20 protein-coding genes, 1 pseudogene and 1 riboswitch are annotated in these 24,553 nt (G+C 65.4%); of the genes and pseudogenes, 11 read left to right on the top strand and 10 right to left on the bottom strand.

Translation table 11 applies throughout. The features are described from left to right. Positions 1–167: 167 nt before the first annotated feature. On the top strand, positions 168–1,769 hold the full coding sequence (gene glgA, locus F757_RS0107510) for a glycogen synthase GlgA (RefSeq protein ID WP_027210877.1): 1,602 nt from the start codon (positions 168–170) through the stop codon (positions 1,767–1,769). 28 nt (positions 1,770–1,797) lie between these two features. Here the strand turns inward: glgA and F757_RS0107505 are convergent, their stop codons facing one another. The 3 genes from F757_RS0107505 to F757_RS0107495 form a co-directional block, all read right to left on the bottom strand. Further along, positions 1,798–2,943: a GGDEF domain-containing protein gene (locus tag F757_RS0107505; protein ID WP_027210876.1), complete on the bottom strand. Its 1,146-nt coding sequence runs from the start codon at positions 2,941–2,943 to the stop codon at positions 1,798–1,800. Further along, complete coding sequence (locus tag F757_RS0107500) at positions 2,903–3,727, bottom strand: hypothetical protein (protein ID WP_027210875.1); 825 nt, start codon at positions 3,725–3,727, stop codon at positions 2,903–2,905. The genes F757_RS0107505 and F757_RS0107500 overlap by 41 nt, the downstream gene beginning before the upstream one ends. A gap of 764 nt (positions 3,728–4,491) precedes the next feature. Then, positions 4,492–6,657 carry a M1 family metallopeptidase gene (locus tag F757_RS0107495; RefSeq protein ID WP_027210874.1) on the bottom strand — a complete coding sequence of 722 codons (2,166 nt, stop codon included), beginning with the start codon at positions 6,655–6,657 and terminating at the stop codon, positions 4,492–4,494. 572 nt (positions 6,658–7,229) lie between these two features. Between F757_RS0107495 and F757_RS36485 the strand changes: the two are divergent. Then, a pseudogene (locus tag F757_RS36485) lies at positions 7,230–7,488 on the top strand (PLP-dependent aminotransferase family protein); the annotation flags it as partial. Between the two features lie 18 nt (positions 7,489–7,506). On the opposite strand, the gene F757_RS0107485 reads toward F757_RS36485, so the two are convergent. Beyond that, positions 7,507–8,661 (bottom strand): epoxide hydrolase family protein, encoded by a 1,155-nt coding sequence (locus F757_RS0107485; RefSeq protein ID WP_027210873.1) that lies wholly within the window; start codon positions 8,659–8,661, stop codon positions 7,507–7,509. A 137-nt stretch (positions 8,662–8,798) separates the two neighbouring features. On the opposite strand from F757_RS0107485, the gene F757_RS0107480 reads away from it, so the two are divergent. The 4 genes from F757_RS0107480 (at position 8,799) to F757_RS0107465 (ending at position 12,732) form a co-directional block, all read left to right on the top strand. Then, positions 8,799–9,182 carry a CidA/LrgA family protein gene (locus tag F757_RS0107480; protein WP_027210872.1) on the top strand — a complete coding sequence of 128 codons (384 nt, stop codon included), beginning with the start codon at positions 8,799–8,801 and terminating at the stop codon, positions 9,180–9,182. Continuing rightward, complete coding sequence (locus tag F757_RS0107475) at positions 9,179–9,919, top strand: LrgB family protein (protein WP_027210871.1); 741 nt, start codon at positions 9,179–9,181, stop codon at positions 9,917–9,919. Before F757_RS0107480 ends, F757_RS0107475 begins: the two co-directional genes overlap by 4 nt. A gap of 356 nt (positions 9,920–10,275) precedes the next feature. Beyond that, a complete protein-coding gene (gene treA, locus F757_RS0107470; protein ID WP_027210870.1) occupies positions 10,276–11,979 on the top strand; it encodes an alpha,alpha-trehalase TreA in 1,704 nt (567 codons plus the stop codon). Positions 11,980–12,141: 162 nt separating this feature from the next. Next, positions 12,142–12,732, top strand: a complete 591-nt coding sequence (locus tag F757_RS0107465) for an alpha-ketoglutarate-dependent dioxygenase AlkB (protein WP_232221369.1) — start codon at positions 12,142–12,144, stop codon at positions 12,730–12,732. A gap of 19 nt (positions 12,733–12,751) precedes the next feature. Here F757_RS0107465 and F757_RS0107460 read toward each other — a convergent pair whose 3' ends face one another. Both F757_RS0107460 and F757_RS0107455 read right to left on the bottom strand, forming a co-directional pair. Continuing rightward, the gene (locus tag F757_RS0107460; protein ID WP_027210868.1) at positions 12,752–13,387 is read right to left on the bottom strand and encodes a carbonic anhydrase; all 636 of its coding nucleotides are present in this window, start codon (positions 13,385–13,387) and stop codon (positions 12,752–12,754) included. 227 nt (positions 13,388–13,614) lie between these two features. Continuing rightward, positions 13,615–13,887 (bottom strand): DUF1488 domain-containing protein, encoded by a 273-nt coding sequence (locus F757_RS0107455; protein WP_027210867.1) that lies wholly within the window; start codon positions 13,885–13,887, stop codon positions 13,615–13,617. A gap of 170 nt (positions 13,888–14,057) precedes the next feature. Between F757_RS0107455 and F757_RS0107450 the strand changes: the two genes are divergently transcribed. Next, positions 14,058–15,551 (top strand): MDR family MFS transporter, encoded by a 1,494-nt coding sequence (locus F757_RS0107450; RefSeq protein ID WP_027210866.1) that lies wholly within the window; start codon positions 14,058–14,060, stop codon positions 15,549–15,551. 72 nt (positions 15,552–15,623) lie between these two features. Here F757_RS0107450 and cobM read toward each other — a convergent pair whose 3' ends face one another. The 4 genes from cobM to F757_RS33135 are packed head-to-tail and all read right to left on the bottom strand — an operon-like array spanning position 15,624 to position 19,453. Continuing rightward, complete coding sequence (cobM, locus tag F757_RS0107445) at positions 15,624–16,349, bottom strand: precorrin-4 C(11)-methyltransferase (protein ID WP_027210865.1); 726 nt, start codon at positions 16,347–16,349, stop codon at positions 15,624–15,626. A 28-nt stretch (positions 16,350–16,377) separates the two neighbouring features. Next, positions 16,378–17,100: a cobalt-precorrin-6A reductase gene (locus F757_RS0107440; RefSeq protein ID WP_027210864.1), complete on the bottom strand. Its 723-nt coding sequence runs from the start codon at positions 17,098–17,100 to the stop codon at positions 16,378–16,380. Then, complete coding sequence (locus tag F757_RS0107435) at positions 17,097–18,185, bottom strand: cobalt-precorrin-5B (C(1))-methyltransferase (protein WP_027210863.1); 1,089 nt, start codon at positions 18,183–18,185, stop codon at positions 17,097–17,099. Before F757_RS0107435 ends, F757_RS0107440 begins: the two co-directional genes overlap by 4 nt. 5 nt (positions 18,186–18,190) lie before the next feature. Then, positions 18,191–19,453 (bottom strand): bifunctional cobalt-precorrin-7 (C(5))-methyltransferase/cobalt-precorrin-6B (C(15))-methyltransferase, encoded by a 1,263-nt coding sequence (locus F757_RS33135; RefSeq protein ID WP_035466454.1) that lies wholly within the window; start codon positions 19,451–19,453, stop codon positions 18,191–18,193. Positions 19,454–19,536: 83 nt separating this feature from the next. Next, a riboswitch (cobalamin riboswitch) is annotated at positions 19,537–19,726 on the top strand. Positions 19,727–19,818: 92 nt separating this feature from the next. Between F757_RS33135 and cobG the strand changes: the two genes are divergently transcribed. The 4 genes from cobG to cobJ are packed head-to-tail and all read left to right on the top strand — an operon-like array spanning position 19,819 to position 24,534. Continuing rightward, complete coding sequence (cobG, locus tag F757_RS0107425; protein ID WP_442856632.1) at positions 19,819–21,336, top strand: precorrin-3B synthase; 1,518 nt, start codon at positions 19,819–19,821, stop codon at positions 21,334–21,336. Positions 21,337–21,341: 5 nt separating this feature from the next. Further along, positions 21,342–21,968 (top strand): precorrin-8X methylmutase, encoded by a 627-nt coding sequence (locus F757_RS0107420; protein WP_027210861.1) that lies wholly within the window; start codon positions 21,342–21,344, stop codon positions 21,966–21,968. Continuing rightward, on the top strand, positions 21,965–22,708 hold the full coding sequence (locus tag F757_RS0107415) for a precorrin-2 C(20)-methyltransferase (protein ID WP_027210860.1): 744 nt from the start codon (positions 21,965–21,967) through the stop codon (positions 22,706–22,708). Before F757_RS0107420 ends, F757_RS0107415 begins: the two co-directional genes overlap by 4 nt. Beyond that, entirely contained in the window at positions 22,705–24,534 is a 1,830-nt protein-coding gene (gene cobJ, locus F757_RS0107410) for a precorrin-3B C(17)-methyltransferase (RefSeq protein WP_027210859.1), read from the top strand. The genes F757_RS0107415 and cobJ overlap by 4 nt, the downstream gene beginning before the upstream one ends. The last annotated feature ends 19 nt before the right edge of the window (positions 24,535–24,553 follow it).

Here is a 24,553-nt window from a genome sequence, read left to right as displayed (position 1 = left end):
GCCGGCCAAAACCCAAGCGCGACGCAGTAACTCATGGTTACCGCTGAAACACGTCGATTTACGCCAAGCCGGTCGCAAGCTGTGTCTCAGGCATACCGTTTGCTGTTTTTAGGCCCTGTGTTTCCGCCGCACTGCACAAGTGCAAAACACGTCCTCTGGGGGCCATCTTGCCGCTTAACGTTCTACTTGTCGCTTCCGAAGCCCTTCCTCTCGCCAAATCTGGCGGACTCGGCGACATGGTCAGCGCCTATGCCGGCGCCTTGCGCGATGCAAGCGTCGACGTTTCCATCCTGATGCCCGCCTATCCGGCCGCGCTGGAGAAAGCGGTCGACGTCGCACCCGTTGCCCGCATGACCGGCTTGCCGGGCGGCGACGCGCGCTTGCTGCGCGGGCGCATGCCAGACAGCGGCGTGACGGTGCTGCTGCTGCAAATGGACCACCTGTTCGCCCGCGAAGGTTTGTACCGCGACCCGCAGGGACGCGACTACCTGGACAACCTCACGCGCTTTGCGTCGCTCGCCGCAGCGGCCACGCGGGTGGCGCGCGGCGTTCGCAACCTGAAGCGCCCCGACATCGTGCACGCGCACGATTGGCATGCAGGGCTCACGCCGCTTTATATGCGGCTTGCCGGCGTGGCCGCAAAAAGCGTATTTACGATCCACAATCTTGCCTTCCAGGGCAATCATCCGCTGGCAATGGGCGGCTGGATCGGCGTGCCCTCCGAATTGCTGGTGCCCGCGCTGACCGACGAACGCAGCATCGAGTTCTACGGATCGCTCAGCATGATGAAGGCGGGGATCGTGCACGCGGACCGCGTGACGACTGTCAGTCAGCGCTATGCACGCGAAATCCTGACGCCGCGCTTCGGCCACGGCATGGAAGGCGTGCTGCAAGCGCAGGCGGCGAAGCTCTCGGGCATCGTCAACGGAATCGACACGTCTGCATGGAATCCGGCCACCGACGCCTATCTCGCCCGCCCCTATTCCGTCGACGACACGGCGGGCAAGCAGGCCTGCAAGCGCGAACTGCAACAGGCGTGCGGCTTGTCGCGCGACCCGTTTGCGCCGCTTGTCGCCATTGGCAGCCGCCTGACGGAACAGAAGCTCGCGGACGTGGTGATACGCGCGCTTCCGGTATTGCTCGAGCAACATCCGCGTTTGCAGTTCGCGATTCTCGGCCAGGGCGAGCGGGCGCTCGAACATGCGATGCAGGAACTGGCTGCAGCGTGGCCCGGCCGCGTCGGCGTGCAGATCGGTTACGACGAACGGCGGGCACACATGCTGCACGCGGGCGCGGATATTCTGCTGCACGGCAGCCGCTTCGAGCCGTGCGGACTCACGCAGTTGTATGCAATGCGTTACGGCACGATTCCGGTGGCCTCACGCGTCGGCGGCCTTGCGGACACCATCGTCGACTATGCGCCGGATTGCGCGCGCGGCGAAGATTGCGCGACCGGTTTCCTTTTCGACGGCGAAGATACCTATGATGTGGTGCAGGCACTGGGCCGCGCGTTGGCCGCTTTTATGCGGCCGTCGTCGTGGCATGCGTTGCAGCGCAATGCGATGAGCCGCGATTCGAGCTGGGAAGCGTCCACTTCGAGCTATCTCGCGTTGTACGCGGATCTCGTCGATGCACGCCCCGCACAGCGCGACACGCGCGTTCGCAAAACGCCAGGCCGTGCGAGAACCGCGGGCACCGCGGCAGCGCGCCAGGTTCACCGCGATGAAGCGTTCGGCGCGGGAGCCGGGGAAATGGTTCGGAGCGCGTAATAATCCAGCCACTCGGCGTATCGGCCGTTCACCGTGCGGGCGATGCGAACGCGTAGCCGTCCTTGCCGCCGCGCTTGACCTCATACATTGCTTCGTCCGCGGCGGCGACGAGCCGGCGATAATCAGCCACCAGATCGGGGTAGCTCGCAATGCCGATGCTCGCGCGAACCATGCCCATCCCCATCTGTTTATCGGTGCGCGCCACGCAGCCAATCAGGCGCTGCGCGATGTGACGCAGTTCCTCCTGGGCGGAAAACTGACGAACCAGCACGGCGAATTCATCGCCTCCGATTCGTGCAACCACGTCGTCTTTGCGCACCGATTCGCGAAAGCGCTTCGAGACTTCGATCAGAAACTCGTCGCCTACCCGATGACCAAGTGAATCGTTGACCTGCTTGAAGCCGTCCAGATCGACGTACAACACCGCCATTTTCCGCGCGCCCGCGTCCGCTGACGCCTGGATTGCCGCCTCGTGCAACTCGGTCACGAGCTTGCGCCGGTTCGCGAGGCCGGTCATCGGATCGTGCAGCGCAGCGTGCTCGAATTCGTGCGACTGGCCGGCCAGTTGACGGTTGCGCTTGGCGTACAGGCCGAGCGCCGTGATGAGCATGCAGAACAGCAGCGCGGCGAGCGCGATCAGCATGCGCGAGACAAGCGTGATGCGTTTGCGGATGTCGGCACTCTGCGCATCGCGCTGCGCATGCCAGTAGGACGACGCGTTGGCGAGCAGCGCGTCCATTTCCGCGAGCGTGGCATCGGGCAACAACACGGACGAAGACATGCGCGGCGCGCCGGCGGGGCTGGCATTCACCAGCGCCGCGAGCGACGCGAGGCGGCGCGTCAGTTCGGCACGCGCGTCGCGATAGCCGTTCGCGGCAGCGTCGTGCGCGCCCGGCACCTGGTCCCAGGCGCCCACCCGCGCGCGTGCCGTCCCGGCTTGCTCGACGGCCTCCAGCACGAGGCTCGCGTATTCCTGTTTGACCTGATCGGAGAATACCGTTCTGATCTGCAAGGCGAGGTACAGCAGGCCGATTAGCAGACACAGCAGCGAAGCCACGGCGAGCGTGGCGGGTCCGGGCGTGAGCCGCCAGCCGTTGGCGCGCAGCGGCCCCGGGCGCCACGCGAAGAGCGGCTCAGGGATGCGAGTAGAGGTCTTGCTGGCTTCCGCTGCCATGTTGTCGATAGCTGACTCGTCGAAAGAAGGAACCCATGCGCGTGAAAAGATTGCCTTTGCGCCGCGCACTGCTGGCCGACGCACGCCGCTCCTGCTGGGCGGATTTCGCTTCCCGCGCGGGGCGCGTCGATGCAAGCTGAGGCATCGCGGCTGGGGCAGCGCCTGCGGCGGCTTGCGCCGCGCGAGGCGCGATTGCGGGCGCGACGGCCACGCTCGAGGGCGCGTCGGCGGCGTCGTCCGCGAGCACCGCTTCCTCCTGAGGACGCGAGATCTCACCGGACCATGTAGATGGCTTGCGCCGCTCGTCCACCGTCGTCGCCGACGATTGCGCCGGAATTGCCGGCAAGTCGAGCAGCGCGATTGCGTCGGCGGGTGAAGTCGTGGCGACGGCAGGACTGCGTGCGAGAGGACCGGGCGCCGGCATCACGAGCGGTCCTGTAGTTGCCGCGGCAGTGGCCGGCACTGTCTGCGCGGTCGTAGCAGGCGAACTGCTGGTTGCCTCCGACGAGGTCGCCAGCATCGCCGCCGTATGGTTCGGCGCGGGCATGCGCAACGCCTGGCGCGCGCGGGCAATGGCTTCCGCGTACGTCTGCTGATCGCTGTTGAACCACACGCCGTAAGCGACGGTGCCGACCACGCCGAACGCAAGCGCGCTCGCCGCCGCCACGCAAAGCGCCAGTCGCCCGAAGCGGGGCGTCATGTCGGTTGCCTGCGCAGTTCCCAGGTCGAGGCCCGCATCGTCGCGGTCCGCGCCAACATGAGGCAAGTCAGGATCGTTGTACATCGTCATCCGCTCCGCAATTCTTCCGTCTCTTCCGTCTGACGCTCCATCAGGCCCGGTTCACACAGTCTGCACGGTCGATGCAAACGCTGCCCGAAGAATGTAACTCTCTCATCCGATAGCCACAACACGACCGGCTCTGCTTCAAACGTCTGTTCGGCAGATCGCATTTGAGCCCGCAAAAGCAGGTAAAACCTTCAAGGCGGCCATGCATGTGCGACAAACTCGTGGCGCGTCGAGTCGGCGAGCCCCGCTGCAAAGGCCCGCCGCGTGTAGCGACGAGGCCTCGCACGTGCGAGGGGCCTAAATCTACGCAATAAGCGCGCCTGCGTGGCGGATCTGGACAGTGTTGGTGGGCGGGTGCTTGAAACGCAGGTATGGCCGCAGGAACTGGTTGCGTGATCCACCAGATTGAGCAAATTTCGCGCGGCGGCGCGCGCAACGAAAAGAAGGAATGTGCTGGCCGAAGCAATTCAATTCGCGCCCGCGGGGGGTCGCGAGGCGCGGCCATAATTGGCGCATTTCGCAGAGGTTTCGGCACAAAAGTGCGATCGCGAAAGCCGAACGCGGGGCCACAGTCGCAGGTTCGCGTAGCGCTGGGCGGACACCGGCAGAGCGGCGGTCCATCCAGCGTTCTTTAGTACGGTGCGTGAGGCATGACTGCGGCCGCGGGGCTCTTATTCCCAGCGGCCGCAGGTTACTGCTTGCAGCGCAAATCCAGAGTGGCCGGCAACGTGCAACCGTCGCCGGCCAGTCCCTGAATGGTCTTACTGCGTCTGCGCCTTCTGCCGGAGCTTGCCCTGATAGCGGATGGTCGGACGCAGCGACTGCGTCGTCGGTGCCGGGGCTTTCAGCAGTTGACGGGCCACCATGGTGTTGGCCGAGGTGAGCGAGCCGATGCTCGTTTCACGCGACGGGTCGGCGAGTCCATGAGCAACCAGCAGTTTTGCCTCGAGTTGCAGGCTCGTCAGCAGAACCGGGTCGGTCAGCGCATTGCTTTGTGCGAGCAACTGGCTCCACGCGTTGTTGCTGTAGTTCGTCACGTAGTAGTCAAGGCCGCTCGGATCGGCGAGCACCGCGGAACAGCCGTTCAGCCGCACCTGCGTTTGCAGGTCCTTCATCGCGACCGTCTTGCGTGAAGTGAGTCCGTCGCCATAAGCAAGCGTGAGCGGAATCGTCCATTGCGTTCCGGGATACTGGTTCTGGTTCGGGAACGGCGCCTGTTTGAGCGTCACGATGGTCTGATTCGTGGTCAGATCGCATTGGGTGTCGAGCGAGATAAGCGGCACACCGGTTTGCCGCACGAAGCTGTCGCCAATCGCGCCCATCTGCTGACCGCTCGCCTTCGTGAGCTCGTCCCATAGACGCTTGGGCGTGACGTTGCCAAGCGCATAGTCCGCCAGATACTGCTGCAGACCCTTGCGCATCGTCTCTTCGCCGAGATAGTTCTCCAGCATCTTCAACACGTGACCGCCCTTATCATACGTGAAGGCGCTCGCGCTCAGCACGAAGTCGTTGGACGCCCAGCCATTGAAGTTCGGCTGCACCGGGAACGCCGTGGACTTCAGGTCCGCGTTGATGACCGCGTACTTGTTCTTCACGTCGTCGACCCAGTTGAAGCGGTCCGGGAAGAAGCGCACTTTCGTCTTGTTCTCGAAGAACGTGGCAAACGATTCGTTCAGCCAAACGTCGTCCCACCAGTCGAGCGTAACGAGATCGCCGAACCATTGATGCGCCGCCTCGTGCGTGAGCACCGTCACGCCATAGTCCGACATGCTCGTGCCTGGCGCCGGCAGAATATCGTCGGCGAATTCCAGAATCGCGCCCCAGTTCTCCATGCCGCCGAAGTTCAGGTCCTTCTGTTCCTTGAACGCGTCGTTCGCGGCAATCGTGTCGAACTTGGTGAGCGGCAACGGGATGCCCGTGTAGCGATAGTAGTAATCGAGTGCCTGCTTGGTCTGCTGCATGGCGGGCTTGGCCCAGTCACGCATGCCGGGCGGCGTGAAAATGCGCAGATGCAGGCCTTTGCCGTCGGGCAGCGGACTCGTGAAGTCGTCTTCGAGAATGTCGAACTGACCGCCGCCGAAGAACAGCAGGTACGAAGGCATAGGCGGGGTCTTTTCGAACGACACCAGCTTGTAGCCGCCGCCAACGTTCACGGCCGGCTTTTCGGCTGCGTTCGACACGACGTTCCAGTTTTGCGGCACTTCGGCGCTCACCTCATAGGTCGGCCGGAATGCCGGCTCGTCCCAGCCGGGGAACCACTGCCGCGCGAGATTCGACTCGCCCTGGGTAAGAATCGCGCCGCTCGTCGAACCGTCGGTCGCCTTCAGGTCGACGCGGAATACGCCCTCCGCCGCCGAACAGCCAGGATACGGATCGTCGCCGCAACTTCCGCCGGTTTTCGTCACCGGGTCGTCGTAGCTCTTGAAGTTGATGATGCCGCTCCACTCCATGTGCAGCGAGTAGTTGCCCGCGGCGATCTGACCGCTGACGGGCCGCAACTGGTAGAAGTCGCCGTCGTCCTGCGGCGTGGCGATCAGCGCGATGTTGCCCGGCTGAAGCATGATTGTGCCGTTGGTGAACTTGACGCGATGCCCCGCGATCGTGATCGCGTTAACGGCCTTGAGCACCTTGATCTGCACGTCGGCGCGGCCGTCGAACGACGACAGCGCCGGGTTGGGCCTGAACCACAGCTTGTAGTTGACGGGCGTTACCGTGTTGGGCAATTCGACCGGCTGCACGGTCTTGTCGATCGACGTGTCCGCGACCGCCGCGCTCGCCGGCACGACTGGCGTATCGGACGCGCTCGCCGGGGCCTGAGCGGATTTGCTCGTGAGGGAAGCGGAGCCGTCTCCTCCACCGCAACCGGCCATGACCATTATTCCGGCTAACGCCAGGCACTGAATCTGCAATCGGAAATTTATGCGCATTTTAATCCTCGACTGATAATATCGGTATAAACAAGGTGCGTTGAGTCACTTCAGCCGTGTTTCTCTTTTTTCAGCGAAAAAGGTCTCCCGCACCAGCACCGATCTGCTAGCGAGAATATATGGACGTGTTACACCCTCAGCACTAACGGCTGATTTTTGAAGTTGCAGATCCTAGTATTACAAAGCTTTCAGAAAAGGCATTTACGACGCCGCGCCGATTCCATGGGAAAGCGCATGCAGCGCGCTTCTTCGGGAAGCGCGATAAACGGAAATCAGTTTTGGCGACAGTGCGTAGCCTAGTTTGGCAAACGTTATCGTGTCAACTTCCTTTCACAAACTTTCTTAATCGACCACGCTGTATATGCAACTCGAATAAGGTAACTCGTTGGTCGAGTTAATACTCTAAATATGGGATTTTCCCGGCCTCACTACGGAAAAATTTTTATTTTTCTGTTGCCGGATGTGATAGGTCGAAAGAAGACCGCCGATTGCAAATCGGCGACCGTTGTCGTGCTACCGGTTGAGTCGAGCGGGACTTGTCGACAAATCCCCATGTTGTGAATCGGCGTGAATGCGCAGAAGCCGTGCGCACGACGGCCTGGGTACCCGCGCCGATGTCGATGCTGATCGCCTCTGTATGGATCGAGGACGACACCGCGCGCCGCATCATGGGCGCCCTCGTCGGCATTCGCGGTGGATCGCTGGGAGATCGAGCACGGCGTGCGGATCAACCTCGCATGTGCGGCGAGCTGCGGGCAGCTCGTGAGTGCTTTACCCTTGCTGGCAGGCACGCTGAAAAGTCGTCCGCGCGCGCTGTGCGGCACGATCTGACGCACCAGGACAGACACGTCACGTGCGCAGCGGTCTGAAGAAGCTGCGAATCTCGGCCGCCAGCAGGTCGGGCTTTTCCATTGCGGCGAAGTGGCCACCGCCTGGCATGTCCGTCCACTGCGCCACATTGAAGGTTCGTTCGAGCCAACTGCGCGGCGGATGGCTGATCTCTTTCGGAAAACGCGCAAAGCCGACGGGCGGCACGACCCGTTGCGCTCCGGCGAAACACATTGGCTGAAGACGGTTTTCCCAGTACATCTGCATGGCCGGCCCGATGCACTGCGTGTACCAGTAAAGCGAGATGTTGGTCAGCAATTCGTCCTTTGAAAAGACGCGCTCCACGTCGCCATCGCAATCGCTCCACGCACGGAATTTTTCAGCGATCCATGCGGCGAGCCCCACTGGCGAATCGTTCAGCGACGCTGCAAGCGTGAGCGGCTTGGTCATGTGCAGATGCGAGTAGCCGCCTTCGAGCGCGGCCCACTCGTTCCTGTCGCGCAAAAAGCGCTCTTCTTCCGCGCTCAACGCTTGTTGCGTCGCGCCGATGGCGGGCTCGTAGGAGCCCGGCAGGAAGTTCAAATGAATGCCCTCAACCACCTCGGGATGCCGCGCCGCCAGTGCAATCGAGACGCCCGCGCCGAGGTCGCCGCCTTGCGACCCGAAGCGCCGGTAACCGAGGCCGTTCATCAGCGACGCCCATAAATCCGCGACCTGAAACGCCGACATGCCGGGCCGCGCGGGCGCCTCGGAAAACGCGAAGCCGGGCAGCGAAGGCACGACCACGTCGAACGAATCCGCAGGTTCGCCGCCGAACGCGGCGGGGTCGCACAGCCGTTCCAGCAGAGCCTCAAACTCAACGAACGAACCCGGCCAGCCATGAGTGACGACAAGCGGATAAGGCGCCGGGCCCACGCCGCGCCGATGCACGAAATGCACGCGCTGTCCCTCTACGTCGGCCATGAACTGCGGCAGCCGGTTCAGGCGTTGCTCGGCGGCGCGCCAGTCGAACTGCCCGGCCCAATAGGCGGCGAGCTCGCGCAGCCATGCTGCGTCCATGCCCTGTTGCCATGCGGGCGACGGCGTCGCGGGCGCCCAGCGCGTTGCGAGAATCCGTCTACGCAGATCGTCGATGTCGTGCTCAGGCACGGCGATATGAAACGGCTGGATTTGCATGGGCGTCGTCCACGGTGGAGTAGTCGATCGAGCGCATTTTGCGCCGCGACGTTCGCGGCAACCGGCTCGCGTGATCCACAAAACTACCGGCATGGTACACAATGCGCGCTGTTCCGTTTCGTGTGCTGGAGATCGACATGCTGGGAGCGCTGGCCGCCCTGCTCACCTTTCAATGCCTTGGAGAAGGCGTGTCTTACGTGTTCCGCTTACCGGTGCCTGGCCCGGTGATCGGCATGCTGCTGCTGTTCGGCTTTGTGATGATGCGCCCGCAAACAGCGGACGCAATCGAGCCCACCGCGCTCGAATTGCTGCGGCATCTATCGTTGCTCTTCGTGCCCGCGGGCGTCGGCATCATGGTCTCGGCGAGCCGCATTCGCGGCGATGCGGTTGCCGTGATCGTTTCGATCGCCGTCAGCACCACACTGGCCATTGCCGTTGCCGCGCTCGTCACGCGTGCGTTGATGCGCCGGCAGCAGCACCGGGGACCGGACAATCGCGCCGACACGGAGGCCGCACAATGACCGCTTTGCCGAAGCTCGGAGCGATCTGGGTCTATCTGGCGGCGAGTCCGCTGCTCGGTCTCACCATCACGTTGATAGCGTATCTGATCGCACAGGCCCTGTATGCGAAGGCGCGTTTCAATCCGCTTGCCAATCCGGTGCTGATCGCGGTCGCGCTGCTGGTCGCAGTGCTCGAAATCACCGGCACGCCCTACGCAACGTATTTCGAAGGCGCGCAGTTCGTCCACTTCCTGCTCGGTCCGGCGACGGTTGCACTCGCGTTGCCGCTTTACCGTCAGTGGCCGAAGCTGCGCCGCTATGCGTTGCCGCTCATGGGCGGGCTGGTCGCCGGCTCGTTGACGGCGATCGTCTCGGCCATCGGCGTGGCGGCGCTGTTCGGCGCATCGCATCAGACGCTCGCGTCGCTCGCTCCCAAATCCGCGACTACGCCGATTGCGATGGCGGTCGCGTCGCAAATCGGCGGCATTCCCTCGCTGACCGCGGTGCTCGTCATATCGACGGGCGTGTTCGGCGCCGTGTTCGCGCGCGCCATTCTCAACGTGTTGCGAATTACCGAGCCCGAAGTGCGCGGCTTCGCACTCGGCGTTGCGTCGCATGGCATCGGCACGGCGCGCGCGTTTCAGGTGAGCGAGCAGATGGGTGCATTCGCCGGGCTTGGCATGGGGCTCAATGGCGTGTTCACCGCTTTTGTGGTTCCGGTGCTGATGCCTGTGATGGCGCGCTGGCTGGGCATCTGAGCGGTGGCCGCAGTTTCGCCTGCACACAAGAACAGCGCGCGTGCGCGTCGCGCAGGACAGGGGCGTTGCGTACGTGCGCGGCGGGCCACCGTGGTCGCAGCAGAGATCGGCAATCCACGGCGCCGCTTCCACAATGCTTCGCCATCCGAATTAATTGTTTTTCGACGGGACCGCTCTGTGGCACTCCGTCGCCAGAGCCAGGCCCGCCAGGCTCTGGCGATTCACGCAGCATAGTTTGAAGCGAGCCCGCTTTTATGCGATGCTAGCCACGCCCCGAACGCAGGTCACGGCAGGTCATCGAACGAGAGGGTGTGAGAGGCAGACCAATCCTGTTGTCCATTCCTTCAGGAGGAGACATGATTGTGTCATTGCAAGCGCGCAGCATTCACTGTGCCGGCCGCGCGCCCGGCATGCCTGGCTGTCCCAACGGTTTACTGCAGCCTTTGCCTCCCGGCGCCCGCCTGAAGTATCTGCAGCGCGCGGCCGCCGTTTCGGGCTTTGCCTTCCTCTTTGGTCTTTCATCGCTCTGTCATGCGGACACGCAGGTCGGCGGCACGTTGCCGCCCGCACCGGACATACTTTATGGGGAGCTGTTCGTTGCCGTGCAAACGGCACAGATCTATCCGGACCAGAAGACCTTCGTCGACGCAACGCCTAACGCGGCCCCCGCCGTCATCGTGCAGCTTTATCAGCAGCAGAAGAACAATCCGGGGTTTTCGCTCGCGAACTTCGTGAACCAGTATTTCACGCCGCCGAGCGAGCCGGTGATCACGCCGCCCGCGAACCAGACGCTGCGCGAGCACATCAACTGGCTATGGCCCGCTCTCACGCGCACGACCACGAGCGCGCCGCCTAACAGTTCGCTGATTCCGTTGCCGAAGCCCTACGTAGTGCCCGGCGGACGCTTTCGCGAAGGCTACTACTGGGACACCTACTTCACGATGCTCGGCTTGCAGGAAGCGGGCCGCGAAGACCTGGTCGACAACATGCTCGACAACTTCGCGTACATGATCGACAAATTCGGCCATATTCCGAACGGCAATCGCACGTATTACCTCGACCGCTCACAGCCGCCCTTCTTCTCGCACATGGTGGAGCTCGCGGCCAAAGTGGAAGGCCACGGCGTCTATCAGAAGTACCTGCCCGCGCTGCGCAAGGAATACGGCTACTGGATGCAGGGCGAGAGCTCCACGCCCGCCGGCTCGGCCACGCGCAACGTGGTGGTGATGCCTGACCGCACCGTCCTGAACCGCTATTGGGACGAGCTGGACACGCCGCGCGACGAATCGTATCTGGAGGACATACAGACCGCGCAAAAGGCGACCGGCCGCAATCCGAATGACGTGTACCGCGAACTTCGCGCCACCGCCGAAAGCGGTTGGGACTTCAGCTCGCGCTGGTTCGGCGACAACATGACGCTCGCGACGGTGCGCACCACGTCGATCATTCCGGTCGATCTGAACAGCCTGATGTTTCACCTCGAGATCAGCATTGCGAAAGGCTGCGGCGAGACGCGCGATTTCCGCTGTGTCGGCGAATTCACGGCACGCGCGGCGAAGCGCGCGCTCGGGATCAACCGCTACCTGTGGAATTCGAACGGCTACTACGGCGACTACGACTGGCAGCTCGGCAAACCACGCGACAACAAGACGGCGGCCATGGTGTTTCCGCTGTTCGTCGGCGCTGCATGGCCGGATCGCGCGAAAAAGACCGCGCAGCAGGTGCAATCGACGTTGCTGCAACCGGGCGGCCTCGTCACGACGACCTACAACACCACGCAACAGTGGGACGCGCCGAACGGCTGGGCGCCGCTGCACTGGGTCGCCATTCAGGGCTTGAAGCGCTATGGTCAGGACGCGCTCGCGCAACAGATCGGCACGCGTTTTCTCGCCGACGTGAAAGGCGTTTATGCGTCTGAGAAGAAGCTGGTGGAGAAGTACGTCGTGGAAGGCGCAGGCACGGGCGGTGGCGGCGGCGGCGAATATCCGCTTCAGGACGGCTTTGGCTGGACCAATGGCGTGACGCTGAAACTGCTCGACCTGTACAGTCCGGGCGAGTAAGCCTGAAGGCGAGCGCCGCGCGGGCTCGCATGGCACGAGGAGACCACGGCCAGAGCAAGGCGAGCCCGGGCAAGTGCCTGCAATACTGTATAAAAACACAGTATAATGACCTGCATGAACCAGTCATTTCCCGGCGGGTCAGTATCCGCCCGGCGTTCGATCATGGCGTGCCAGCAAGCTCTGTTTGCCCCGGAACCGGTCAGTCTGTTCCGCGACCGCGAAGGCGGTATCCGTTATCTGCCCGAGTCCATCGCGCCAGATCTGGCGCAACAGTGGTTTGTCGAGTTGCTGGACAGCATTGGCTGGAGCAGCCATCAGCGCATGATGTATGAGCGCGAAGTGGCCGTGCCCCGCCTGATCGCCACGTTCCTGCGCGAATCGGCGGATCTGCCCGCGCCGCTTGGCGCCGCATTCGAGGCGGTGCGCTCGCTCGTCGGCGCGCCGTTTAACCGCGTGGGGCTGAACCTGTACCGGGACGAACATGACAGCGTCGCGCCGCACAACGACAAAACCGCCAACCTGGTGCGCGGCGCGCCGATTGCGATCGTCTCGCTCGGCGCCGCGCGCCGCATGACAATCCGCCCGAAAAAAGGCCCCGGCCGCGCGGTGCATGTCGAACTGGAGCCGGGCAGTTGCCTTGTCATGAGCTACGCGTCGCAATTCACGCACGACCACGGCATTCCCAAGCTCGCGGAAAGCGTCGGGCCGCGCATCAGCCTCGCGTTTCGCTGCTACAACGGTCCGCGCGAGTAGCCGTGCAGTGCCGCCCAGGTCACACGGCAAAAATGTCCGGATTTTCTAGCAAGGGCACGAATTGACCGGTGCGACCGTCGAGTGCGAGCATCACCCCGCTCTCGATGTCGAAAATCCAGCCGTGCAGTTGCAGTGTCTTGTTGGCGAGCCCGACCGCAACGGAAGGATGGGTGCGGATGTTCGCCAGCTGCGCGACCACGTTGTCCTTGACCAGCGCGTCGAGCCGTTGCGCGGGCGACTCGTAGCTGCGCGACGCGTTGATGGCCTTCGCGGCATCCGCGTGACGCAGCCAGCCGGCCACCGCTGGCAGGTGTTCCAGGTTGGTGTTGGCGGTGATCGCGGTCATCGCGCCGCAGTTCGAATGCCCGCATATCACAATGTCGCGCACGCCAAGCACCGCAACCGCATATTCGACCGTTGCGGACACGCCGCCGGGCTCGGGACCATACGAGGGCACGATGTTGCCCGCATTGCGAATCACGAAAAGCGCGCCCGGCTCCGCCTGCGTCAGCAACTCAGGGACCACGCGGCTGTCCGAGCAGGTCACGAAAAGCGTGCTCGGGCTTTGCGCGGTGGACAGGCGCTTGAACAAGGCGCTTTGCTGCGGAAACACTTCGCGTTGAAAGCGGATCAAGCCCTCGATGATTTCCTGCAAGATGTTCTCCAGATAGTCGAAGTTACGCGGCGCGCCTGGTTCAGCCTGGTTCGGCGCGGTTCGGCGCGGTTCGGCGTGTTAGCGCCTGCAGCGGCCGCGAGCGGTTCGCGCGACTATACCGCGTTGCCGCCTTCGGCTCAGGCGCGCCGCTCATCCCGCCGCGTGTCTGATGTGTAGGTCAGGTCCGCACGTGGCCCGGCGGCATGCCGGACCGGCAAGACCCGTCGTCAAGGGCCCGTCTTGTCGAAGTCGCGCGTTTCCAGTTCCACGGATTGCCCGCCGTTTTTTTCGAGCACGCGCGTTGCGGCCTTTTCGATCTGCGCGCGGTTGGCCTCGAAAGTGCCGACCAGGTTGTGAGCCGACGGCCCGCCGTTGCCGAAATGGTCGTTCAGCGCGTCGAGCGAGACGCTGCACCAGACGTCCTTTCCATCGACATTGGCTTCGAAGGCGACGCGCGCGGCCGCCACCACTTCACGGCGTCCGGTGAATTCGATCCTCATAATGACCCTCCATGTGTCGAAAGAATGTCGTAAGTTGCAATCGCCGTGCCACGCCGGCCTCCGCGTGCGACAGACTGCGCGGATTGCCCGCAAGGTGCATACTCGGAGTCGGCCGCGGCCGATGCACCGCACGGCACGCGCACCCACTATTCTGATACCAACTTCGCCCCATGTCCCGCAATCCGCAATCGTCACGCCCTCTGGTCATTGCCGCTGTAATGGCATCCATGGCGATGGTCGCCATTGAAGCCACCATTGTCTCCACCGCCATGCCGCAGATCGTCGCGCAACTCGGCGATCTGCATCTGTATAGCTGGGTCTTCTCGTCGTTTCTGCTCGCTCAAACGGCAATGACCGTGGTGTTCGGCAAGCTCGCCGACCTGTATGGCCGCAAGCCGATCGCCCTGGCCGGCATAGGGATCTTTCTGCTCGGCTCGGTGCTCGCGGGCTTCGCCTGGTCCATGCCGGCCATGATCGCGTTCCGTCTGATTCAGGGCATTGGCGCAGGCGCGATCCAGCCGGTCACGCTGACCATCGTCGCGGACCTATACCCGGCACGCGAACGCGGCAAGGTGCAGGGCTATCTCGCGAGCGTCTGGGCGATTGCGGCGGTTATCGGGCCGATGGTCGGCGGCTTCATCATCCACAACATGTCGTGGGCGTGGATCTTCTGGATGAACGTGCCGATCGGCCTCGCATCGGCGGCAGGCTTCGTTGCGTTCCTGCGCGAATCCGAGCGGCACGCGCGCCCGTCCATCGACTTCGCGGGCGCCGCGCTCTTCATGGCCGCCATCGCCGCGTTGATGACCGCGCTCACCTACGCGGGCGACGACGACCTCGCGCATGCATCGATGGCTGCGGGCGCATTCGTCGTGTGTCTGCTGCTGTTCGTGCTGCAGGAGCGCCGCGCGAGCGAGCCGATGATCTCGTTCGCACTGTGGAGCCGCCGCCCGATCGCCGCGTGCAACGGCGCCACGTTGCTCTCCGGCATGATCCTGATGGGCTCGACCACGTTCCTGCCGATGTACGTGCAAGGCGTGCTGAACCGCTCGCCCGTGATCGCCGGCCTCGCACTCACGATGATGATGGTCGGCTGGCCGACCGGCGCAACACTTGCGGCGAAGGCGTTTCACCGTATCGGCTTGCGCCGCATGCTGATAGGCGGCAGTGCCTTCATTCCCGTGGGCGCGGTGCTGCTGCTCCTTCTCGCACCGGGCGGCTCGCCGGTGGTCGCGGGCCTGGGTTCGCTCGTCATGGGCTTCGGCATGGGCATTGCGAGCGTCAGTTGCCTCATGTTGATCCAGGAGATCGTGAAGATGGACGAACGCGGCAGTGCGACCGCGTCGAACCTGTTCTCGCGCAACCTCGGCAGCACGCTCGGCGCGACGCTGTTCGGCGCCGTGCTGAACTTCGGTCTAAGCCATTCGCAAGGCAGCGCGGTAGTGACGTCCGATCAACTGAAAAGCCTGCTGCAGAACCAGGCGGCGAGCTTCGCCGGCAGCGAGGCCGTGCGCACGGTGCTGCATCAGTCGCTGCACCTCACCTTCGTGTCGCTGTTCGCGATTGCGATTTTCGTGGTCGTGCTGCTCGCGCTGGTGCCGGCCATCAACATCGGCGGCGAGAAAAAGATGCCGCTCGAAGCGCTCGCGCCGCTCGAAGACTGAACCGTTCAAACGCCCGCGCCGTGGCCGCCGCCGTGAATGCGTGAGCGAGTTGCGGGCGCTGCGTCAACCCGTTCAGCTTTTGGCGTACAGCGTGGAGTTGGCAAAGCCCTCGGCGGCCAGCACGTCTCCAACGAGAATCAACGCCGTGCGCTCGATCTGCGTCGACTGAATCTTGCCGAGAATATCGTCGAGCGTGCCGGTGATCTTTTCCTCGTCCGGCCAGCTCGCGCGATAAACCACCGCAACGGGGCACGCGCCGCCGTAGTGCGGGCGCAATTCGTCGACGATACGCGCGAGGTGCCGCACGCCGAGGTGAATCGCCATTGTCGCCCGATGCCGCGCGAGGTCGGCGAGTTGCTCGCCTTCGGGCATGGCGGTTCGGGTCGCGTAACGCGTGAGAATGAGCGTTTGCGAAATGCCGGGCAACGTGAGCTCGCAGCGGAGCGTCGCCGCGCATGCAGCCGTGGCGGTTACGCCCGGCACAATCTCATACGGTATTGCGAGTTCGCGCAGTCTGCGAATCTGTTCGCCGATCGCGCCATACAGCGACGGGTCGCCGGAATGCACGCGCGCCACGTCCTGGCCTTTGCCGTGCGCGCGCTCGAGCAAGGCCACGATCTGATCGAGGTCGAGTTCGGCGGTGTTCACCACTTGTAGCGCCGAATGTCCTTCGAGCACCGCTGCCGGCACCAGAGAACCCGCATAGAGAATCACCGGACAGCTGCGCACGAGGCGCTGCCCCTTCACCGTAATAAGTTCCGGATCCCCAGGACCCGCGCCGATAAAAAACACCGTCATTCAAGACTCCATGATTGATGCGGACGATTCAGTCCGGCAGACGCAGCGCTGCGAGCAGATCCGTTGTGCTGGCGAATTCGCGCTCCACCGCGGGCAAAGCAGGCCGACGCAGCATCACGACGGGCAAGCCGCGCTCGCGTGCAACTTCGAGCTTCGCTTCAGTCGCGCTGCCGCCGCTATTCTTGCTGACCAGCACGTCAAAGCCCTGCAGCGCGAAGAGCGCGCGCTCGCCTTCCAGCGTGAAGGGTCCGCGCGCGGTGAGAATGCGCGCACGCGGCGTATCGGCATGCGAGTCGAGGCAGCGCACGAACCAGAACTGATGCGCGGGAATCTCGTCCAGATGTGCGAGCGGCTCGCGCCCGAGCGTGAAGAGCGGACGTCTGAACGCAGCCAGTGCCGCCGTGAGTTCGTTCCAGTTGTCGACCATGCGCCAGTCGTCGCCGGGTTGCGGCTGCCATGCGGGCCGGCGCAAAGCCCAGCAGGGCACGCGAGCGGAGCGTGCCGCCAACGCCGCGTTCGCGCTCATTTGCGCCGCGTACGGATGCGTGGCGTCGATCACAAGGCCAATCGCTTCCTGTTCGATGTAGCGCTGCAGACCGTCGCTGCCGCCAAAGCCGCCCACGCGCACCGCACAGCGCAGATCGTCGGGCACCTTGCCGAGCCCGGCGAGACTGTACACGTCGCGGGCAGATAAGTGCCGTGCGATCCGCAATGCGTCGCCGGTGCCGCCCAGCAGCAGAACCCGCGTCATCGCGCGGCTCCGATCAGATTGCCTTGCCGGTCGATGGCGAACGTTTCGACATGCACCTGCGGCGGCACGATTTCGCGCGCCACCCGCAGCGCATGCTCACAGACGATGTCGGCGAGCGGCACCTGCTGCGCATGTGCGAGCGCTACGGCCTGCTGACTGGTATTGGCCGCGCGGATGGCGGCTTGCAACGTCGCGTCGGCGCCGTGTTCGGCGGCCCAGCTCGCGAGGCACGCGAGGTCGATGCTCGAACTGCGGCTATGCAGGTCCAGATGCCCGGCCGCGAGCTTGCTGAGCTTGCCGAAGCCGCCGCAAATACTGAGGCGCTCGACCGGCGCGCGTTTCATGTGCTTTAACACCGCGCCGACAAAATCGCCCATTTCGATCAGCGCTATGTCAGGCAAGCCGTAGTGCGCGCGCATTGCGTCTTCGCTCGCGTTGCCGGTGCAGGCGGCGACATGCATATAGCCGTTGGCGCGCGCGACGTCGATACCCTGATGAATCGACGCGATATAGGCCGAGCACGAAAACGGCCGCACGATACCCGTCGTGCCCAGTATCGAGAGCCCGCCGAGAATGCCGAGCCGCGGGTTCATGGTTTTCTGCGCGAGCGCTTCGCCGCCGTCCACGCCGATCGTCACTTCGAAACCGCCGCTATACCCGTGCTCGGCTGCAAGTTCCGCGAGGTGCTCGGTCATCATCTTGCGCGGCACCGGGTTGATGGCCGGCTCGCCGACCGCGAGCGTGAGGCCCGCGCGCGTCACCGTGCCGACGCCCGGCCCCGCGCGAAACACCACGCCCGGCCCGGCAACGAGCCGAACGCGCGCAAACACCACCGCGCCGTGCGTGACGTCGGGGTCGTCGCCAGCGTCCTTGATCGTGCCGGCTTCCGCGCCGTCGTCTGTCAGGCGGCAGAACACGAGCGGCATGGGTACGTGCTGCCCCTTCGGCAGCACGATTTCGGCGACCTCGCTCGCGACGCCCGCGAGCAGCAGACGCGCCGCCGCCAGCGACGTCGCGGTGGCGCAACTGCCGGTCGTGTAGCCGCTGCGCAGCGGCGCGGGTTGTTCGGGAGTCTCGTCGCGCATCGCAGTTACGCGCAGGGGTTGCTTGATGGATTGCTCGATAGGTCGCTCGCCGCACCGGCAGCGTCGCGACGCTTCACCACCTCCAGCAAGGTGATCGGCAACGCCTGCCGCCACGTATCGAATCCGCCAAGCGGTTGCGCGTCGGCCAGCGCGATGCGCGTGAGCGTGCCGCCGTGGCGCTCGCGCCAGGCGGCGAGCGCGGCCTCGCCCTGCAACGTGACCGCATTCGCCACCAGCCGGCCGCCGTCGCGCAGACTCGCCCAGCATGCGTCGAGCACACCGGGCGCCGTCGCGCCGCCGCCGATGAAAATCGCGTCCGGCGCGGGCAGCCCTGCCAGTGCTTGCGGCGCGCGGCCCGCGACGAGTTGCAGACCGGGCACGCCCAACGCGTCGCGGTTGTGTTCGATGAAGCGCTGCCGCTCCGCATGTGCTTCCACGGCAATCGCGCGGCAGGCCGGATGCGCGCGCATCCATTCGATGCCGATGGAGCCGCTGCCCGCGCCCACGTCCCACAGCAATTCGCCGGGCGCCGGGGCGAGACGCGCGAGCGTGATGGCGCGCACGTCCCGTTTGGTCAACTGGCCGTCGTGGCGAAAGGCGTCGTCGGGTAAGCCGCAGGTGAGCGGCAGACGCGGCGCGCCTTCGGTGGCGCGGCATTCGAGCGCGATCAGATTCAGCGTGGCGATCTGGCCTGCGGACCATTGATCCGCGCGGCCGTCGATGCGCCGCTCGGCGTCGCCGCCCAGATGCTCCAGCACGGTCATGCGCGTCGCGCCGAAGCCGCGCGCGCTCAGCAAGGCCGCAAGGGCCGCCGGCGTGCCGCCGTCCGCGCTCAATACGAACATGCGGGCGCCGTGGTGCAACTGAGCATTCACAGCCGATAAAGGCCGGCCGACGAGCGACACCGTGGCCACCTCCTGTAACGGCCAGCCGAGGCGCGCAGCGGCGAGCGACAGCGACGAAGGCGCCGGCAGCACGCGCAGTTCGTCAGCCGGCAACTGCCGCGTGAGCGTTGCGCCGACGCCGAACAGCATCGGATCGCCGCTTGCGAGCACGCACACCGGGCGGCCCCGCTGTGCAAGCAGCGGAGCGAGATCGAACGGCCGCGGCCACGCGGCGCGGCGTGCGGCAAGCCGCGCCGGCAGCATCGACAGATGACGCTCGCCGCCGTAAATCACCGACGCTTCGAGCAACGCACGCCGCGCGGGCCGCCCCAAACCGGCGAAGCCGTCGTCGCCTATGCCCACTACCGTCAGCCACGCCGGCATGCATCCTTCCTCATGTGGTATCTCAAACAATGCGCTGCGCCACGCCGGTCAAAGCGCCCAGCCTCGTTGTGCCATCCGAAAAAAGGCATAATACAGCCGCCGGTGCCCTTCGGGGCCTAACAGGGAACACAGCGCGGAACAGATTGCGCTGTGGCTGCCCCCGCAACTGTATGCAGCGAGTCCGCCTGCGCTCCACGCCACTGGTTTAACCGGGAAGGCCGCGACGGACGAAGACCTGCGAGCCAGGAGACCTGCCGGCGAGACTGTTCGTGCCAGCCAACATCGGGCGGGGTGTACCGATGCCGCAGCCAGGCCGCTTCATGGCTTGCTCGGGCCGTCGCGCGACGCTAACCGCGGTGTCCGTCTTGAATCCAGCCTGCTCCTCTGCTGTTCCGCCCGACGCGGCCCTTGCGCTGCGGCCCTCGGCATGCCCGGGGCTCGTGCGGATCGTCGCCGCGCGCGACGGCGGCATCTGCCGGATCAAGCTGCCGGGCGGCGAACTGGGCGCGGCGCAGGCAGAGGCGATTGCGCACGCGAGCGAGCGGCATGCGGCGGGTGTGATCGAGCTGACAAATCGGGCGAATCTGCAACTGCGCGGCGTTCGCGGCGGCGAGGAAGCGGCGCTGACTGCGGCGTTGGTCGAGGCGGGTCTCGGGCCGATGGCCACTGCCGGTTTCGACGGGCGCGCCGATGCTGAGGCCGCCTGGTTGCCCGATTCGGGCGCCGTGAGTGCTGCGGGTGCTGCGGGTGTTGCGAGCACCCCGAGCTCCCCAACCGCCCCCACCGCTCTCAGCGCCAGCGCCGCCGACGACATCCGCAACGTGATGATCAGCCCCACGGCGGGCCGCGACCCGTTCGCCCTTTTCGACACCAGACCGCTTTGCGCGGCGTTGCTCGCGCTGCTGCAAAGCGACGCGCGGTTCGCGGCGCTGTCGCCGAAATTCGCGCTGCTCGTGGACGGCGGTGAACGTCTTGCGCGGCTCGATCATCCGCATGATGTGTGGCTCGCGGCATCGCAGGATGCTTGCGGCGAGATCCGCTTCGTGTTCGGCCTCGCGGGTTGCCCGCCCGTCAGCGCAACCCGCCCGGCAGCCGCGTTGTCTTCGGTGCGGCCTGCGCAGGTTCCGGCGCTCGTGCGCGCGCTGCTGCACACGTTCCTCGACCTTGCTGCCGCCGACACCACACGCATGCGGCATCTTCTCGCCACGCATTGCGTCGACGCCGTCTTGCAGCATGCGCAAAGCTACGTCGACTTCCCTTTGCAGCGTGACGCCGCCCTCGCACACTGGCAACGCAGCACAACCGCCGAGCCCGCGTTGCGCGTCGGCGCCCATGCACAACGCGACGCGGGCACCTGGCATGTGGGCGGCCAGCCGTTTCTCGGCCGCATCCACGCAAGCACGCTGCGGCGCCTCGCTGCGCTCGCGCGGCAATACGGCAACGCGACGCTGCACGTCACGCCTTGGCAAAGCGTGCTGCTGCCCGACATCGGCACTCACGCAGTGCCTGCCGTGCTTGCCGCACTGACAACACTGGGCTTCGCTTGCGATGCCCGCGACCCGGCCACACGGCTTATCGCGTGTGCCGGTTCGAGCGGTTGCGCGAGAAGCCTCGCCGACACCAAGACCGATGCGCTCGCGCTTGCGAGGCGCCTGCCCGCCGGCGCTCAGGTGCACCTGAGCGGCTGCCCGCGCTCCTGCGCTGCCGCGCATCGGGCGCCCTTCACGCTGCTGGCGGTGGCGCGAGGCATCTACGACCTATATCGACGCGACGCACAGCCGGGCTTCGGCGAATGCGTCGCGCGCCAACTGACTATCGAGCAGGCCGCCGACGCGCTCGCGCCGCTCGCCAGCAGTGAACCGAGGCATGACCCAGATGAGTAACACCAATGCTTGACTACATTCGCGACGGCGAGGAGATCTACCGCCAGTCTTTCGCGACGATCCGCGCCGAAGCAGACCTGTCGCGCATCCCCGCCGACCTCGAAAAGCTCGCCGTGCGTGTGATCCACGCATGCGGAATGGTCGACGTGATCGACGATCTCGCGTTCTCGACGCAGGCCGGCACAGCGGGCCGCCTGGCGCTTGTCCACGGCGCGCCGATTTTCTGCGACGCCGGCATGGTCGCGCAAGGCATCACGCGCGCGCGGCTACCGGCGAACAACGACGTGATCTGCACGCTCACCGACGAGCGGGTTCCTGAACTGGCTCGCAAGCTCGGCAATACGCGCTCGGCTGCCGCGCTCGAATTGTGGCGCCCGCGCCTTGCGGGCAGCGTCGTCGTAATAGGCAATGCGCCAACGGCGCTGTTTCATCTGCTCGACATGCTCGATGCGGGCGCGCCGAAGCCCGCGCTGATTCTCGGCTTTCCGGTGGGATTCGTCGGCGCGGCGGAATCGAAAGCGATGCTCGCAGCCGACAGCCGCGGCGTGCCGTATGTCGTCGTGCACGGCCGGCGCGGCGGCAGCGCGATGGCTGCGGCAGCGGTCAACGCACTCGCGACGGAGGTCGAATGACAGGCGCACGGCAACCCGGCGGGCGTCTCTTCGGACTCGGCGTTGGTCCCGGCGATCCGGAACTCATCACCCTCAAGGCGCTGCGTCTGCTGAAGGCTGCGCCGGTGGTCGCGTACTTCGTCGCGAAAGGCAAGAAGGGCAACGCGTTCAGCATTATCGAGGCGCATTTGCACGACGGCCAGGAGCGCCTGCCGCTCGTCTACCCCGTGACGACCGAGGCGCTCGAGCCGCCACTCTCGTACGAAGCGATCATCGCGGACTTCTACGACACCGCGGCGCAGATCGTCGGCGGACATCTGAACGCGGGCCGCGACGTGGCTGTGATCTGCGAGGGCGACCCGTTCTTCTACGGCTCGTATATGTATCTGCACGACCGGCTCGCCGCGCGTTACGACAGCGAAGTGGTGCCGGGCGTGTGCTCGATGCTCGGCGGCGCGGCCGTGCTGGGCGCGCCTCTCGTGTATCGCAACCAGAGCCTCTCGGTGTTGTCAGGCGTGCTGCCCGAAGACGAACTGCGACGCCGTCTCGCCGATGCCGACGCCGCCGTCGTCATGAAGCTCGGCCGCAATTTCGACAAGGTGCGGCGCGTGCTCGTCGAGCTTGGCCTCGCACACCGCGCGCTGTATGTAGAGCGCGCGACGATGGGCAATCAACGCATCGTGCCGCTTGCCGAAGTCGACCCGATGGCATCGCCGTATTTCTCGCTGCTCGTGGTGCCGGGGGAAAAATGGCAAGGATGATGGCGCCCGCCGTCGTGATTCTGGGCGCGGGCGCGCTCGCTACCGCGCGGCGTATTCAGGCTCTGTATCCAGGCTCGCAGGTCCACGCATTGCGCGGGCGCGTGCAGGCCGACATGGTCGACGTCGCCTATAGCGAACTGGGCGCGCAGTTGCGCGAGCTGTATGCGCGCGGCACGCCGATCGTCGCGTTGTGCGCGGCCGGTATCGTGATCCGCTGCGTCGCGCCGCTGCTGTCGAACAAGGGCGCGGAACCGCCTGTGCTGGCCGTCGCCGAAGACGGCAGTGCCGTGGTACCGCTGCTCGGCGGCCTCGCTGGCGTGAACGTGATGGCACGCGACATTGCGGCCGCGCTGGCTGTCGCACCGGCCATTACGACGAGCGGTGAGCTCAGGTTCGGCACCTGTGTGCTCAATCCGCCGCCGGGCTACGCGCTGGCGGACATCGGCCAGGGCAAGCGCTTCGTTTCGGACCTGCTGGCGGGCGCGAGCACGCGTATAGAAGGCGACGCGCCCTGGCTCGACGACGCGCAACTGCCCCGCTCGGCCGGCGCACGGCTCGCGATTCGCGTGACGCCGCGCGTGTGGGACGGGCGCGAGGACGAGCTCGTGATTCACCCGCGCAGCGTGGTTGCAGCGGTGGTCCTGCAAACCGGAGAGGCGGGCAGCGCTTCTGCAATCGCGGGCCGCGTGCGCGCATCACTGGACGCACACGGCCTTGCCACGCAGTCGCTCGCCGCGTTGCTGGCAGCGCCGGAAGAAATGGCGAACGCTGCGCTCGCCGACGCGGCTGAAAGTCTGGGCGTGCCGCTGCGCTTCGCCGGACGGTTTGCCGACGGCCGGGAGGAAAGCGAGGCCGAAGCACGGGCCGAAAGCGAGGCCCAAAGCGAAGCCGAAAGCAAGGCCGAAAGCAGGGCCGCTCAGGCTCATACGGAACACAGCAGTTCACCAACAAGCCTGCTGCAAGCCGCGCTGCGCATCCCTTACGAAACGCTGGCCGGCGGGGATGACGAGCACGACAAGGGCGTCGCGCTCGCCCTTTCGCCTCTTGCGATCGACGCCAACACGATAGGCCGCGCACGGGGCCGGCTGACCGTGATCGGCCTCGGCCCCGGCAGCGCCGACCTGATGGTGCCCGCCGCGCGCCGCGCGCTCGACGAAGCCACCGACATTCTCGGCTACGAGACCTACGTGAAAATGGCCGGGCCGCTGCGCGCCGATCAGCGTGTGCACGGCACGGACAACCGCGAGGAGATGCAGCGCGCACGCCACGCGTTCGAACTCGCGAGCGAAGGACGCTCGGTGGTCATGGTGTCGTCCGGCGACCCCGGCGTGTTCGCGATGGCTTCGGCCGTGCTCGAAGCGCTCGACACTTCCGGCGACAGCGCGTGGGCCGCCGTGGACCTGCGCATCCTGCCCGGCGTCTCCGCGGCGATGGCCACCGCCGCGCAAGCCGGCGCGCCGCTCGGCCACGACTTCTGCATGCTCTCGCTGTCGGACAATCTGAAGCCGTGGAGCATCATCGAACAACGCCTGCGGCATGCGGCGCAAGCGGACCTCGTCATGGCGTTTTACAACCCGATCTCGCGCGCGCGTCCGTGGCAACTCGACAAGGCGCTCGACATCGTGCGCGAGTACCGCGCGCCCACCACTCAGGTGGTGCTCGGGCGCGACATCGGCAGGCCGGGCGCCACGCTGCGCACAGTGACGCTCGCCGAACTGCGTTCAACCGACGTGGACATGCGCACGATGGTGATCGTGGGTTCGTCGACCACGCGGCAGTTCACCAAAGGCGCGCAATGGGTCTACACGCCGCGCTGGTACACATGAAGCGCGGCGCGTAGAGCGC

The sequence above is a fragment of the Burkholderia sp. WSM2232 genome, from assembly GCF_000472545.1.
In the GTDB taxonomy this organism is placed as follows: Bacteria; Pseudomonadota; Gammaproteobacteria; order Burkholderiales; family Burkholderiaceae; genus Paraburkholderia.
This window is presented reverse-complemented; position numbering and strand designations above follow the sequence as displayed.